The sequence below is a fragment of the Synechococcus sp. HIMB2401 genome, from assembly GCF_042883245.1.
Taxonomy (GTDB): Bacteria; Cyanobacteriota; Cyanobacteriia; order PCC-6307; family Cyanobiaceae; genus Parasynechococcus.
Genome location: NZ_JBDJKK010000002.1, coordinates 25292 through 38248, shown reverse-complemented (window position 1 = coordinate 38248; position 12957 = coordinate 25292). Strand labels below are relative to the sequence as shown.

The following is a 12957-nucleotide window of genomic DNA, read 5'->3' as shown; positions in this document are numbered from 1 at the left end:
TGATCCTCAGGCCAGCAGCAATTCCAGGTGGCGGGCCACCCGCTGCACGGCGGCTCGTGCCGTGGCGTACGCCATCCGCATCGGCCCCACCAGAGCCACATGGCCGAGCCCCTCGTTGCAGCGGTAGGGCGCCTGAACCACGGCACAGGCCTCCAGGGCTGGCTGGGGATGTTCCTCGCCGATCCACACCCGTGCGGATTCACCGCGGCTGATCAAGGTGGCGGGTTGGTCATCGATCAGTTCCAGCAGCGGCCGAAGGCTGGAGGTGCTTTCAAATTCCGGTTCGCTCACCAGCCTTGAAAGGCCATGCACCACCACCTGTGTGGAGTTGGCGGGGGTGGGCTGCTCAAGGGCGTTGCGCAGCACAGCGCCGCTGCGTTGCAGCTGCCTGGGCAGTGCGTCCCAGTTCAGGTCGCCCTGCTCGAGCTGGGCCGACGCCCAGCGTTCCATCGCGGTGAGTTCGGCTTCAGCCCCGTGGGGCAGACGCAGGTTGAGGTGGCTAGCGCGGCCATTGGCTTCCACCAGCATCGCCAGCAGTCGATCACCGCTGGGCACCAGACGGATCGTCTCCAGTTGCTGGTTCTCTTGCTGCGGTTGGGTGATCAGGCTCATCAGACCGGTGAAATCCGTCAGCCGCCGGGCCAGATGCATCAGCAGGTCGTCCAAACCGGCCCAACGAAGACTGAGGCCGGTGAGCTCCCGTTCCAGGTGTTGAACGGCGATGCCGGGTTCCGGCAGCAACGCGTCCACGTAGTGCCGGTATCCCATCGGACTGGGAACGCGTCCGGCGGAGGTGTGCGGTTGATGCAGCAGTCCTCGGCGCTCCAGCGCCCCCATGGCGGAGCGAACGGTGGCGGAGCTGGCGGGAATGCCGAAGCGTTGCACCAGGGTGCGGCTGCCCACCGGCTCCATCGTGTCGACGTAGTGGTGCACCGTCGCCTGAAGCACCTGTTCTTGCCGAAGGGACAGGGGCTTGCTCATCAGTAGCGGGGAACGCTGGGATCCACCTGAAGGCTCCAGGCATCAATGCCTCCCTCAAGGTTCCACACCTCAAGGCCCCAGGGTTGGTCCAGCAGCCACAGGCCGAAGTGGTAGCTGCGCACGCCGGCATGGCAGACCACCACGACGGGTTGATCGGGGTTGAGGTCGGCCTGCAGTGTTCCAAGCCATGCATTGGATTGGCTCAGGGGGCGGTGCAGCACCGCACCTGGAAAGGCAGCGATCGCGAGCTCAGCCTCCTCGCGCACATCCACCAGTTGCGGTGAAGGTCGCTCGCTTTGCAGCCATTGCTGCAGTTCAGAGGCTTGGATTGGTTGTGGTTGTTGGGATTGGCCCATGGCGCCATTCTGCGGTGATGGACAAAGATGAGGCGACCCGAGACCGCCGGCCCATGAAGGCCCGCCCCTTCCTCAGCGCTGCCGGCGCTGTGCTGTTGTCGCTGATTTTGCTGGCCGCTGGCCTGCTCTGGACCATGAACCGCCAGAGCCCCCTGCAGTTGGCGGAGCAGCCGTTGCATCTGCCTCGGGCGGCCCGGTTTGTGCCCCGGGATGCTGACTTGTCCCTCCATTGGTTGGCCGATCCAGGACGGTTGCCGGCCTACGCCCAGGCCGTTGCCCCTGCCTCCCAACGCCGCGATGCTCGTGATGGCGCCCGGCAGTGGCGCGAAGGCGTCTTTGCTTTGGCGGGCCTCCAGTTCGGTCTTGAGCTGGAGCCCTGGCTTGGCGAGGAGGTCAGTCTCACCCTCACCGATGGGAATTCCAACGCCGCTTGGGTGTTGGCTTTGACCAGTCGGGATGACGACGGAGCCCGGCGCTTTCTGCAACGGTTCTGGCAGACCCGCAGCCTGGCGGGCACCGACCTGCAGATCAGCAGTTACCGCGGCATCGGTGTGATCAGCGGCCAGGGGGCGTTGGTGGGGCATGACCCCCAACCCCTGGCCACGGCCTTGATTGACGACGATCTGCTGCTGGTGGCCTCAGGCCGGGGTGTGCTGGAGCAGGCCCTCGATGTCTCCCAGCTTCCGGATCAGCATCAGCTGGGCGATCAACGCTTGCAACGTCAGGTGGCTGAGCTCGGCGAAGGCGTGGCTCTGCTCACGGCATCTCCCCATGCCCTTGAGCATTGGCTGCAGCTTCCGCAGCTGGTGGCCCAACGGGACGATCTGAGCGGACTCGTGGCATCACTGCGTCCGGAGGGTTCAACCCTGGCGGTGGATGGGCGCCTCGGGTTCCGGCAAGCCCTTGGCACCGACCCCTGGCCTGGGCTCACGGATCTGACGGCGTCGGCGGGCGGCCATGCCCGCTGGCTGGCTCAGCTCCAGAGTCCGGCCCGTTTGTTGGATCCCAGCGAAAGCCATCCGCTGGCCCAATGGTTCGCTCCCTTGCTGGAGCAGCGCTTGGCGGACCAGCCGGCGGCCGATGCTGTTGTGGGGGCCGATGCTGGCCCTCTCCTCTGGCAGGACCAACCCGAGGGCTGGCTGCTGGCCACCCGCCCGCAAACTCCCACCAGGGATGCGGTGGATGCGCGTTTGCAGGAGCAGGGTCTGACCCGTTCTGAGCTGGAGGGAGATGGCGAGGTGCTGAGCGTGTGGACGCGGCTGGTGCGCCAGCGGGGACGCCAGCCTGGGGTGGATGCCCAGTTGGCCGTGGCTCAGGTTCGCTCGTCTGCGCTGAACTGGTGGGGCGAGTCCTTGATGGCTTTGTCGCAGCGCCAGAACGGGCGTGTCCTCCAGCCCCGCTTGAACCAGTGGCAGGAGCTCACAGCCTCCGCCCAACCAGCGCAGGCCCTCCTGCTGGCGGATGAGCCGGCCCGTGCGCTGTTGGGGCAATGGCGGCCCTGGGCCCTGCTGCAGGTGATGGCGGGGCGACCGCTTCAGGATCAGGTCCGCGGCCTTGCGGTGGCCGTCGACGTTGATCGTCAGGAGCAAGGCAGTACCGAGATTCCTTTGCATGCCCGGCTCGAACTCGGCTGACCTGGTTCTGTTGCGGCATGGCATCGCCGAACCCCGCCAGGCGGGCCAGGACCATCCGGATCGACCCCTGACCGCCACTGGCCGTCAGCGAACCCAGCAGGTGATGGCGGCCCTGGTGCAACGCGGGCTGCGCTTGGATCGCTTGCTGTCCAGCCCTTATCGCCGGGCTCTGCAAACGGCGGAACTGGCGTTGGAGGCGGGGCTCGCTTCTGAACTCGCGGTGGATGAACGGCTTCAGCCTGGAGGGGACCTCAACATGCTGGTGACCGCCTTTGATCAACGGCTTGGCTTGGTCGGTCATGAGCCGGATCTTGGCGATCTGGCCTGCGGTCTTCTGGGGTGTGCCCCAGGTGCCCTGGTGCTGAAGAAAGCCGGCGTGATTCAGCTGCGCCGTTCCGCGGGCCAGTGGCAGTTGAAGGCCTTGCTTCGGCCAGCACTGTTGATTGACGATTTAGGTTGCTGTTAGAGGCAATCAGGCGGTGGCCCAGCAGCAGACAGGCGACCTGCGCCATGCGCGGACCGGGATCGAACTGCGTCCAGGCCTGGATGGCGTGCCGGCCACCCAGTCGGCGATCTGCGACATCGATGGAGAGCAAGGGCTGCTCACCTACCGCGGCTATCCGATGCAGGATCTGGCGGCCAACAGCAGTTTTCTGGAAACGGCTTACCTGCTGATTTGGGGAGAGCTCCCCAGCCGCGACCAGCTGGCGGAGTTTGAGCACGCGGTGCAGATGCACCGGCGGGTCAGCTTCCGGGTGCGGGACATGATGAAGTGCTTCCCGGCCAGTGGCCATCCGATGGACGCGCTGCAGTCCAGTGCCGCTTCCCTGGGGCTGTTCTATTCGCGCCGGGCGATCGACGACCCGCAATACATCTATGACGCGGTGGTGCGGTTGATCGCCAAGATTCCCACGATGGTGGCCGCTTTTCAGCTGATCCGCAAAGGCCAGGACCCAATCCAGCCCCGGGATGATCTGGCCTACTCCGCCAATTTCCTCTACATGCTCACCGAACGTGAGCCGGATCCCCTGGCGGCACGAATCTTTGATCGTTGCTTGATGCTCCATGCCGAGCACAGCCTCAACGCCAGCACCTTCAGTGCCCGGGTCACCGCCAGCACCCTCACCGACCCCTACGCCGTGGTGGCTTCAGCCGTGGGCACCCTGGCGGGCCCACTTCACGGCGGCGCCAATGAAGATGTCCTCGCCATGCTCGAGCAGGTGGGCAGTCCCGAGAACGCTGGCGCTTTCCTGGATGAAGCCATCGCGGCCAAGCGCAAAATCATGGGCTTCGGCCACCGGGAATACAAGGTCAAGGATCCCCGTGCCGTGATCCTGCAGGCCCTGGTGGAGGAGATGTTCGCCAGCTTCGGCCATGACGACCTCTACGACGTGGCCCGGGCGATCGAAGCAGAAGCAGCGTCCCGTCTCGGCCCCAAAGGCATCTATCCCAACGTCGATTTCTATTCGGGCCTGGTGTACCGCAAGCTCGGCATCCCCAGGGATCTGTTCACGCCGGTCTTCGCCATCGCCAGGGTTGCCGGCTGGCTGGCCCATTGGCGGGAGCAGCTCGGGGCGAACCGAATTTTCCGGCCTTCGCAGATCTACTCCGGATCCCAGCCACGCTCCTGGATGCCCATTGAGGAGCGCGTCTCGGCTCCGGCCGCCTAAGTTGCATCCACTTCCGTCGACACCATGGTGAGTCCGGGACTGGACCTGGAATTGAGCTTTAGCCAGGCCCTGCAAGGGTTTGGCTTCTCCCCGGAGGTGGCGAGGCTGCTTTGGCTGCCGCTGCCGATGCTGCTGGTTCTGGTGGCTGCAGTGGTGGGTGTGCTGGTTTCGGTGTGGCTGGAACGCAAGATTTCCGCCGCTGTCCAGCAGCGAATCGGTCCGGAGTACGCCGGTGCCCTGGGCGTGCTTCAGCCCTTGGCCGACGGCCTCAAGCTGCTCGTCAAGGAAGACATCATCCCGGCGCGGGCCGACAGCCTGCTGTTCACCCTCGGCCCGGTGCTGGTGGTTGTGCCGGTGATCATTTCCTGGCTGATCATTCCTTTCGGCCAGAACCTGCTGATCAGCAATGTGGGCGTGGGGATTTTCCTATGGATCGCCTTCAGCAGCATCCAGCCGATCGGCTTGCTGATGAGCGGCTATGCATCCAACAACAAGTACTCGCTGCTCGGTGGGCTGCGGGCCGCGGCTCAATCGATCAGCTACGAAATTCCTCTGGCTCTGGCTGTGCTGGCCATCGTGATGATGACCAACTCGTTGAGCACGGTCGACATCGTGGGTCAGCAGACCGGTGCCGGCATCTTGAGCTGGAACATCTGGCGCCAGCCGGTGGGCTTCCTGATTTTTTGGATCTGTGCCCTGGCCGAGTGTGAGCGGCTGCCCTTCGACCTTCCCGAAGCTGAGGAAGAGCTGGTCGCCGGCTATCAGACCGAGTACGCGGGCATGAAGTTCGCTCTCTTCTACCTGGCGGGTTACATCAACCTGGTGCTCTCGGCCGTCCTGGTCAGCGTTCTGTATCTCGGTGGTTGGGGCTTTCCGATTCCTGTGGAGTGGCTGGCCGGCTGGTTGAACCAGCCCATCGATGCCCCCGTGGTGCAGGTGATCACGGGCACCGTTGGCATCGTGATGACGGTGCTCAAGGCCTATCTGCTGGTGTTCGTGGCGATCTTGCTGCGCTGGACCACCCCCCGCGTGCGCATTGACCAGCTGCTCGATCTCGGCTGGAAGTTCCTGCTGCCCCTGTCCCTGGTGAACCTTCTGGTGACAGCAGCCCTCAAGCTCGCATTCCCCGTTGCATTCGGCGGCTAGGTTTTCCTACCTAGGATTTCTTCGCTCCCGGTTCCGCTTCGTTCTCTCCCCTTCAGACCATGTTCGGCTTCCTCAAACAGGTCGGTGATTACACCCGGGATGCAGTCGATGCAGCCCGGAATCTGGCCCAAGGCTTTTCGGTCACCTTCGACCACATGCAGCGCCGTCCGGTCACGGTGCAGTACCCCTACGAGAAGCTCATTCCTTCCGAGCGTTATCGGGGCCGGATTCACTACGAGTTCGACAAGTGCATCGCCTGTGAGGTGTGCGTGCGGGTCTGCCCGATCAATCTTCCGGTGGTCGATTGGGTGATGAACAAGGCCACGAAGAAGAAGGAGCTGCGCAACTACTCCATCGACTTCGGCGTCTGCATTTTCTGCGGAAATTGCGTTGAGTACTGCCCCACCAACTGCCTCTCGATGACGGAGGAGTACGAGCTGGCGGCTTTTGATCGCCACAGCCTCAACTACGACAACGTGGCCCTCGGGCGCCTTCCCACCAGCGTCACCACCGACCCCTCAGTTGTTCCCCTCAGGGAACTCGCCTATCTGCCGGCGGGCGAGATGGATCCCCATGGTGTTGCCGCAGATCGTCCCCGGGCTGGTCAGCTGCCGTCTCAGGTGTTGGAGACCCTCACCCCTCCTGCCAAGTCCTCTGCCAAGAATGAGGGACAATCCTCCAGTGAGGCCAAGGAGGGCGACGCATGACCATCGCGACAACCACCGAGCTGATCTGTTTTCTGGTGCTGTCCGCCGTTGTGGTGATCGGCGCCCTGGGTGTGGTGCTGCTCAGCAACATCGTCTATTCCGCCTTCCTGCTGGGCGGGGTGTTCACTGCCGTTGCAGGGCTTTACCTGCTGCTGAACGCCAGTTTCGTGGCCATGGCCCAGATCCTGGTGTACGTGGGCGCGATCAATGTGTTGATCCTGTTCGCGATCATGCTCGTCAACAAGCGGGAAGATCTCAAGGCCATCGCCAACCTCACCACGCGCCGTGTGGTGTCCGCCGGCGTTTGCGCCGGTCTGCTGGCGTTGCTGGTTCGTGTTGTGGTTACCACCCCCTGGTCGCTGCCTGGTCCTGCCGCCGTGGGTGAGGAAGCCACGGCCCGCATCGGTGAACACCTGTTCACCGATTACCTCTTGCCCTTCGAGGTGGCATCGGTGCTGCTGCTGATGGCCATGATCGGCGCCATCGTCTTGGCCCGTCGTGATGTTCTGGCCACCGATGTGGTCACCGGTGAGGTGGCCGATCAAGGCCTGATTGAAAAGGCCCGTACTCCCCTGCTGATGAATCGAGCGGACTGATGAGCGATTTCCTTGCCACGCTTCCCTCCCTGCAGGCCTACCTCCTGGTGGCCGCGATGCTCTTCTGCATCGGCGTCTGGGGTCTGATCAACAGCCGCAATGCGGTGCGCGTGCTGATGAGCATTGAGCTGATGCTCAATGCCGTGAACATCAACCTGATGGCCTTCTCCTCCTTCGTGGATGGTGATCTGATTCGCGGCCAGGTCTTCGCTGTGTTCGTGATCACGGTGGCCGCCGCTGAGGCCGCTGTCGGTCTCGCGATCCTGCTGTCGCTTTATCGCAATCGCGTTACCGTCGACATGGAGCAGTTCAACCTGCTGCGCTGGTAACCCCCGCACACCTGGGTCATGCGTCTCGATCGGGTCTGGGTGATCTATCGGGCCGACAGCCAGCCTGCCCAGCGTGAAGCCCGCCAATGTGCCAAGGAGCTGAAAGCTCTCGGCTCCCACGTGGTCACGGCGATGTCGGGGCCGCGGGTGAATCCTTTCCCAGGCCTGCTGGCTGTTGAGGAGTCGTTGCCCGACCTGGCGCTGGTGCTGGGGGGAGATGGCACGGTCCTGGGGGCTGCCCGCCACCTGGCGGTGCATGACATCCCGATCCTCAGCATCAATGTGGGAGGCCATCTGGGCTTTCTGACCCATGACCGGCGTGTGTTGCGTGGCGATCAGATCTGGCAACGCCTTCAGGACGATCAGTTCGCGATCGAACGTCGCATGATGCTTCAGGCGATGGTGGATCGACGCTCCGCTGAAGATCGAGCGGCTTCGCCGGGTCCTTTGCAGCAGCCGGATCTCGAAGACGATGAAGAGCACCACTGGGCCTTCAACGACTTTTACCTGCGGGCCTACCGCGATGAAATTTCGCCCACCTGCACCCTGGAGCTCGAGATCGATGGGGAAGTGATCGACCAGGTGCGTGGTGATGGCCTGATCCTCTCCACGCCCACGGGGTCCACCGGGTACGCCCTGGCGGCAGGGGGACCGATCCTTCACCCCGGCATCGATGCAATCATCGTTGCTCCGATCTGCCCGATGAGCCTCTCCAGCCGAACGCTGGTGGTGCCGCCTCGGGCCAGGTTGGCGATCTGGCCCCTGGGGGCTGGGGATCACCGCATCAAGCTGTGGAAGGACGGTGTGGGCTGCATGGTGCTGGAGCCTGGTGAGTGCTGTGTTGTTCAGCAGGCGCGCCACCATGCCCTGATGGTGTTGCTCAATCAAAGCCCGTCGTATTACCGAACCCTCTCCCACAAGCTGCATTGGGCGGGAAGCCTGCACGCGTCTCAGCCCTCGCAGAATTGAGCCATGGCCCTCGAGATTGAACGGCGCTTTCTGGTGCGGTCGGATGCCTGGCGCAGCAGTGCTGGCCCCGCACAGCAGCTGCGTCAGGGCTATCTGGCCGCCAGTGCCGACGGTGTGACGGTGCGGATGCGTCTGCGCGGATCGGATCAGGCCTGGCTCACCCTAAAGGCGGCGGCTGATGCCGTTGGCCTGGTGCGCCATGAGTTCGAATATCCGATTCCCGTGGCGGACGCTGAAGCCCTCTGGGATCTGGCGCCGCACCGTCTGGACAAAGTCCGCTACGCCTTGGATTGCCCTGGTGGTGACTGGGTGGTGGATTGTTTCCAGGGCGAGAACGCCCCCTTGGTGCTGGCGGAGGTGGAGCTCGCATCGGCCCAGGCGGATCTGCTGATTCCTCCCTGGTGTGGCGAGGAGATCACCGGGGAAGCCCGCTGGAGCAATGCGGTGCTGGCCCAGCATCCGGTTCAGTCCTGGCCTGAGGCGCAGCGTCGACGTTTTGGCTGGCCCTAAGGCCGGACTGGATTTGTCTTCAGATTTCCTTTAGCTTTGAGGAGTTCTGATTGGTGGCTCCTTCCAGTGGTGGGTCTGTATGACACAACTGGAATGCTTCGCTTCGCAGGCTCCAGCGTGGAGGCCTGTCTGGAATACGCCACGCTTTTTCAGATCCCTGTGGGCCCAACCTCCCTTCAAAGCTTGCCGGAGCCTGTCAGCTCCACGATCAGGCTGAGGGGGGATCGTGTTCTGGAAGGACGCAACAGTTGAAGCCGTCCCGGCAGATCTTGCCGTTGTCCATGGCCCAATTGAGCAGTGCCACCCGGTTCTTCGAGCCGGTCTTGGTGAACACGTTGCTCACATGGTTGTCCACCGTTCGTTTGCTGATCGTGAGACGGTCAGCGATTTCCTGATTGGTCAGTCCTTCAGCCACGAGCTCGATGATCTCGATCTCCCTGGCAGAGAGGGAGATCTCCAGAGGATCGGTACCGTCGAGGGAGGACATGGGCGACCACCGTTGGGATCATGCTAGTCCGGACGACCGGTCTGATCCTGCATAGTGGGCCGGTGAAATGGAACGAGATTTGAGCACGGCGCTGCAGCGCGCAATTGAGGCCGGGGATCAGGTGCTCACGGCCGAGGTCATGCCTCCCCGCGGAGCCGACCCCTCGCACATGCTGGCCATGGCCGCATCGCTGCAAGGCCTTGTCCATGCCGTGAATGTGACCGATGGCAGTCGGGCTGTGATGCGGATGAGCAGCCTGGCCGCCTGCAAGTTGCTGCTTGAGGCTGGCTTGGAGCCGGTGTTGCAGATGGCCTGCCGGGACCGCAACCGCATCGCCCTTCAGGCCGATCTGCTCGGGGCCCATGCCTTGGGGATCCGAAACCTGTTGTGTCTCACTGGCGATCCGGTGCGGGCGGGCGATCAGGCGGATGCCCGGCCGGTGAATGAGTTCGAGTCGGTGAAGCTCCTGCAGCAGGTGGATTCCCTCAATCGGGGCGTGGATCCCGTGCAGGGCACCCTGCCCGATGGGGCGACCACGCTGTTTGCCGGGTGTGCCGCCGACCCACAATCGAGGAGCTGGAGCGGTCTCCAGCGCCGGTTGCAGCGCAAGCAGGCGGCGGGAGCCCGCTTCGTTCAAACCCAGATGGTGATGGACCCTGAAGCGCTCGAGCGCTTCCAGCAAGAACTGGCCGGCCCCCTGGGTCTGCCCGTGCTCGCTGGCGTTTTCCTGCTGAAGTCAGCCAAGAATGCCCGGTTCATCAACCGCGTTGTGCCAGGAGCCTGCATCCCTGATGCGCTGATCCATCGGTTGGAGTGCGCCGAGAATCCCGCCATGGAGGGTGTGGCCATCGCCGCTGAACAGGTAAAGCGTTATCTCGGCATCGTTCGTGGCGTTCACCTGATGGCGATCAAAGCTGAGGAGCGTATCCCGTTGATCCTGGATCGCGCCGGACTCAGCTCGCTGCCTGGGTGAGGTCGGTGCCGAGCAGCTCCGCCATGGCTTTCTGCTGCGGGGAAGGCTCCACCAGGTCCTGACGACGGGCATCGGTGATCAGCCAGTCGAGCGAGGCCTCCTGCAGATCGAAGTGATCACCGTCCTTGCCCACGCAGTAGCGGCCGAACACCAGCTTCTCGAGCAGCTGCACGCCGGGGCCGATGCGTGAGTAGTCGAAGATGATCGAGTTGTCGACCGTGGCTCCCTCACAGATGTGGCAGCTGGGGCCGATCATGGTGGGCCCAATGATCGTTGCGCCATCTTCGATCTTGGTCATGCCGCCCACGTAGACCGGGCCGGTGACGTTGATCTTGTCCCAGTTGGCGGCCACATTCAGACCGGTGTAAACCCCGGGACGCACCTCCTTGCCGGGGATGCCCACCTGACGGACGTCACCCATCAACACACTGCGGATGGCTTGCCAGTAGTCCGGAACCTTGCCGATATCCACCCACTCGAAATCCATCGGGATGGCATAGAAGGGTGCACCGAGCTCGGCCAGTTTCGGGAACAGATCTGAGCCGATGTCAAAGGACTGTCCCGAAGGGATGTGTTCAAAGATCTCCGGCTCAAAGATGTAGATGCCGGTGTTGATCGTGTCGCTGAGGGCTTCGTCGATGCTGGGCTTTTCCTGGAAGCTTGAAATTCTGTTCTGGTCATCGGTGACCACAACGCCGTAGCTGCTCACCTGATCCTTGGGGACCCGTTTGGTGACGAGGCTGGCGATCGCACCCTTCTCTTTGTGCAGGCGTACCGCTTCGCTGAGATCAAGGTCGATCAGCGCATCGCCGCAGAGCACCACGAAGGTGTCGTCAAAGAAGTGCTGGAAATCCTGGATTTTTTTGAGCCCGCCTGCAGACCCCAGCGCACTGCCGATAAGTTCGCCGTCTTCAATCCGTCCTTCAAAGCTGTAGGCAATTTCAACCCCGAAACGCTGGCCATCCCGGAAGTAATTTTCAATCTCTTCGGCCAGGTGGGAGACGTTCACCATCACTTCGGTGAAACCGTGCTCCTTGAGCAGTTCCAGCAGAAATTCCATCACCGGCTTCTGCAGGATCGGAATCATTGGCTTGGGGATCACGTGGGTGATCGGTTGGACCCGCGTCCCCTTGCCAGCCGCCAGAATCATCGCCTTCATTGGCGTTTGGTCGGGTCAATACAAGGTAGTGACCATAGACCCGGTCTTAGGCCGCCACGACCGTCCGGGTCGGCGACGGATCTGGCACCTGAAGGCTGCGGATCGGCAGTTGCGTTGCAGTGCCACTCGCGGGGATGAATTTCAGTCGCAGCGGTCCGTGGAGCCAACCCTCCTGCTCCAGCTCAACCCGGCCCTGGGAGGAGAGAAACAGCAGGGCCCAGAAGACCCCGACCCGGTCACGGTCCAGGTCCGCTGCGGCGGCCACCTCCCACTGATCCACCAGTTGATCGAAGCCCACCCAGTCCAGGGCGGTCTCCCAACCGTTCAGAAACACCCCCAGTGCTGCGGTTGTTTCCGGCAGCTTTTCGCGGTGGGCCAGTCCGGCCACCTGGGCGATGGCTTCACGGTTGCTGTAGCGCTTCTGCCGTTTGCGGCGGCGTGCCTCGAGTTCGTCTGATTCCAGCTGCTCGGCAATTGTTTCCAGTTGCTCGATCAGCTCCCCTAGGGTGACGGGGCGACGCAATGGCGGTGGCGCCACGGGCCGCCGCTGCAGATGACGTTCCGGCCGTCGGGGCAGATCAAAGGCCGGATCCAGCCAACCTTGCTCATCGAAGTCGGCATCGAAGTGATCTTCGACTTCGGGCGGCGGCGGCAACATGCTGGTTTCGAGCATCTCCGCTTTGAGTCCCACCAGCACGGAGGCGGCCAGGAAGGCTTCGCTGCTGTCAGCCAGATCCCGCTCGTAACTGCCACCCCGTCCGGCCAGGGCGGCCGCCACCTGCCCGGGAATCTCGATGCGTTGCCGAAGTTGATCCAGAAAGCCGTCGATGACGGCAATCACATCCACATCCCAGGGATCGAGATCGCCCCGCTCCGCTGCGTCCTGCAGCAGTCGAATCGCAAGGCGTGCTCCTGCATCAGCGCCGTCGTTGGGGGCCACCTGGAGCAAGTCAATTCACCCTTTCCCGGCAAGGTATCGGTCCTCAACCGGTGTTGCCAGTGCTGCCTCAGGCCGCGCTGCTGGCATCGGTGACCTCCGCCTGGTCGTTGTCGTCGCTCTCGGCACTGGTCGCGCTGACGGTGGTTGCGGGGAGGAGGCCCAGCTGGGTTTCAACGGTGGAGCGGTAGCGGCTGAGGTCGGTCTCCAGTTCTTGGATCCGCACCTGCTGGGCTTCGTATTCGTTCGCTTTGCTGAACTGTTCAACGTTGTTGAGCATGCCGGTCCAGGCCGCGAAGAACCAGGCCGACACGGCTCCCAACCCCGCTGCCAGCAGCAGCAGACCCGCCAAAGGCAGGGTGTACTCGACACCCGGCAACACATGAACCGTCGTGGGGTTGGTGTTCGCGAGGGTGAAGAACACCGTGATCAGGCCGAAGCTGAAGATCAGGCCGAAGTTGATCTGACGCATGGCAGGGGAGCGTTCCCCTGGAACTTACGGA

Annotated in this window: 16 protein-coding genes; 10 read left to right on the top strand and 6 right to left on the bottom strand. The window is 63.2% G+C overall.

Features of this window, described 5'->3' with window-relative positions; all coding sequences use genetic code 11:
• Nucleotides 1-6: 6 nt before the first annotated feature.
• Nucleotides 7-981 carry a heat-inducible transcriptional repressor HrcA gene (hrcA, locus tag AAXE93_RS05130; RefSeq protein WP_390128775.1) on the bottom strand — a complete coding sequence of 325 codons (975 nt, stop codon included), beginning with the start codon at nucleotides 979-981 and terminating at the stop codon, nucleotides 7-9.
• Entirely contained in the window at nucleotides 981-1337 is a 357-nt protein-coding gene (locus AAXE93_RS05125; protein ID WP_114987584.1) for a rhodanese-like domain-containing protein, read from the bottom strand. The genes hrcA and AAXE93_RS05125 overlap by 1 nt, the downstream gene beginning before the upstream one ends.
• A 17-nt stretch (nucleotides 1338-1354) precedes the next feature.
• Between AAXE93_RS05125 and AAXE93_RS05120 the strand changes: the two genes are divergently transcribed.
• Genes AAXE93_RS05120 through AAXE93_RS05080 form a run of 9 tightly spaced genes read left to right on the top strand, consistent with a single transcriptional unit; the run spans nucleotide 1355 to nucleotide 8898 of the window.
• A complete protein-coding gene (locus AAXE93_RS05120; protein WP_390128772.1) occupies nucleotides 1355-2971 on the top strand; it encodes a DUF3352 domain-containing protein in 1617 nt (538 codons plus the stop codon).
• On the top strand, nucleotides 2949-3437 hold the full coding sequence (gene sixA / locus AAXE93_RS05115) for a phosphohistidine phosphatase SixA (protein ID WP_390128770.1): 489 nt from the start codon (nucleotides 2949-2951) through the stop codon (nucleotides 3435-3437). The genes AAXE93_RS05120 and sixA overlap by 23 nt, the downstream gene beginning before the upstream one ends.
• 13 nt (nucleotides 3438-3450) lie before the next feature.
• A complete protein-coding gene (locus AAXE93_RS05110; protein WP_006850123.1) occupies nucleotides 3451-4641 on the top strand; it encodes a citrate synthase in 1191 nt (396 codons plus the stop codon).
• 27 nt (nucleotides 4642-4668) lie between these two features.
• A complete protein-coding gene (gene nuoH, locus AAXE93_RS05105) occupies nucleotides 4669-5787 on the top strand; it encodes an NADH-quinone oxidoreductase subunit NuoH (RefSeq protein ID WP_170950528.1) in 1119 nt (372 codons plus the stop codon).
• Nucleotides 5788-5846: 59 nt separating this feature from the next.
• Nucleotides 5847-6494 carry an NAD(P)H-quinone oxidoreductase subunit I gene (gene ndhI / locus AAXE93_RS05100; protein WP_115009924.1) on the top strand — a complete coding sequence of 216 codons (648 nt, stop codon included), beginning with the start codon at nucleotides 5847-5849 and terminating at the stop codon, nucleotides 6492-6494.
• Entirely contained in the window at nucleotides 6491-7090 is a 600-nt protein-coding gene (locus AAXE93_RS05095) for an NADH-quinone oxidoreductase subunit J (protein ID WP_038552703.1), read from the top strand. The genes ndhI and AAXE93_RS05095 overlap by 4 nt, the downstream gene beginning before the upstream one ends.
• Nucleotides 7090-7419: an NADH-quinone oxidoreductase subunit NuoK gene (gene nuoK, locus AAXE93_RS05090; RefSeq protein ID WP_038552705.1), complete on the top strand. Its 330-nt coding sequence runs from the start codon at nucleotides 7090-7092 to the stop codon at nucleotides 7417-7419. Before AAXE93_RS05095 ends, nuoK begins: the two co-directional genes overlap by 1 nt.
• Before the next feature lie 18 nt (nucleotides 7420-7437).
• Nucleotides 7438-8388: an NAD(+) kinase gene (locus AAXE93_RS05085; protein WP_390128765.1), complete on the top strand. Its 951-nt coding sequence runs from the start codon at nucleotides 7438-7440 to the stop codon at nucleotides 8386-8388.
• A gap of 3 nt (nucleotides 8389-8391) precedes the next feature.
• Entirely contained in the window at nucleotides 8392-8898 is a 507-nt protein-coding gene (locus AAXE93_RS05080; protein ID WP_390128763.1) for a CYTH domain-containing protein, read from the top strand.
• A 208-nt stretch (nucleotides 8899-9106) separates the two neighbouring features.
• Here the strand turns inward: AAXE93_RS05080 and AAXE93_RS05075 are convergent, their stop codons facing one another.
• Entirely contained in the window at nucleotides 9107-9385 is a 279-nt protein-coding gene (locus AAXE93_RS05075) for a helix-turn-helix transcriptional regulator (protein WP_011365335.1), read from the bottom strand.
• A gap of 67 nt (nucleotides 9386-9452) precedes the next feature.
• Here AAXE93_RS05075 and AAXE93_RS05070 point away from each other — a divergent pair, with 67 nt between their 5' ends.
• Nucleotides 9453-10358, top strand: a complete 906-nt coding sequence (locus AAXE93_RS05070; RefSeq protein ID WP_390128760.1) for a methylenetetrahydrofolate reductase — start codon at nucleotides 9453-9455, stop codon at nucleotides 10356-10358.
• Here the strand turns inward: AAXE93_RS05070 and AAXE93_RS05065 are convergent.
• From AAXE93_RS05065 to AAXE93_RS05055, 3 genes are read right to left on the bottom strand one after another with little or no spacing between them, the layout of a single operon-like run.
• Nucleotides 10339-11517: a sugar phosphate nucleotidyltransferase gene (locus AAXE93_RS05065; RefSeq protein ID WP_390128758.1), complete on the bottom strand. Its 1179-nt coding sequence runs from the start codon at nucleotides 11515-11517 to the stop codon at nucleotides 10339-10341. The two genes, AAXE93_RS05070 and AAXE93_RS05065, sit on opposite strands and share 20 nt — an antisense overlap.
• 46 nt (nucleotides 11518-11563) lie before the next feature.
• The gene (locus AAXE93_RS05060) at nucleotides 11564-12466 is read right to left on the bottom strand and encodes a segregation/condensation protein A (RefSeq protein ID WP_390128755.1); all 903 of its coding nucleotides are present in this window, start codon (nucleotides 12464-12466) and stop codon (nucleotides 11564-11566) included.
• A 58-nt stretch (nucleotides 12467-12524) separates the two neighbouring features.
• The gene (locus tag AAXE93_RS05055; protein ID WP_115131240.1) at nucleotides 12525-12926 is read right to left on the bottom strand and encodes a lipopolysaccharide assembly protein LapA domain-containing protein; all 402 of its coding nucleotides are present in this window, start codon (nucleotides 12924-12926) and stop codon (nucleotides 12525-12527) included.
• Nucleotides 12927-12957 lie beyond the last annotated feature (31 nt).

Bases quoted from the DNA above. Each gene is read 5' to 3' on its own strand.
- hrcA (WP_390128775.1), bottom strand. From the start codon at position 981: ATGAGCAAGCCCCTGTCCCTTCGGCAAGAACAGGTGCTTCAGGCGACG.
- AAXE93_RS05125 (WP_114987584.1), bottom strand. From the start codon at position 1,337: ATGGGCCAATCCCAACAACCACAACCAATCCAAGCCTCTGAACTGCAG.
- AAXE93_RS05120 (WP_390128772.1), top strand. From the start codon at position 1,355: ATGGACAAAGATGAGGCGACCCGAGACCGCCGGCCCATGAAGGCCCGC.
- sixA (WP_390128770.1), top strand. From the start codon at position 2,949: ATGCCCGGCTCGAACTCGGCTGACCTGGTTCTGTTGCGGCATGGCATC.
- ndhI (WP_115009924.1), top strand. From the start codon at position 5,847: ATGTTCGGCTTCCTCAAACAGGTCGGTGATTACACCCGGGATGCAGTC.
- AAXE93_RS05095 (WP_038552703.1), top strand. From the start codon at position 6,491: ATGACCATCGCGACAACCACCGAGCTGATCTGTTTTCTGGTGCTGTCC.
- nuoK (WP_038552705.1), top strand. From the start codon at position 7,090: ATGAGCGATTTCCTTGCCACGCTTCCCTCCCTGCAGGCCTACCTCCTG.
- AAXE93_RS05085 (WP_390128765.1), top strand. From the start codon at position 7,438: ATGCGTCTCGATCGGGTCTGGGTGATCTATCGGGCCGACAGCCAGCCT.
- AAXE93_RS05080 (WP_390128763.1), top strand. From the start codon at position 8,392: ATGGCCCTCGAGATTGAACGGCGCTTTCTGGTGCGGTCGGATGCCTGG.
- AAXE93_RS05075 (WP_011365335.1), bottom strand. From the start codon at position 9,385: ATGTCCTCCCTCGACGGTACCGATCCTCTGGAGATCTCCCTCTCTGCC.
- AAXE93_RS05070 (WP_390128760.1), top strand. From the start codon at position 9,453: ATGGAACGAGATTTGAGCACGGCGCTGCAGCGCGCAATTGAGGCCGGG.
- AAXE93_RS05065 (WP_390128758.1), bottom strand. From the start codon at position 11,517: ATGAAGGCGATGATTCTGGCGGCTGGCAAGGGGACGCGGGTCCAACCG.
- AAXE93_RS05055 (WP_115131240.1), bottom strand. From the start codon at position 12,926: ATGCGTCAGATCAACTTCGGCCTGATCTTCAGCTTCGGCCTGATCACG.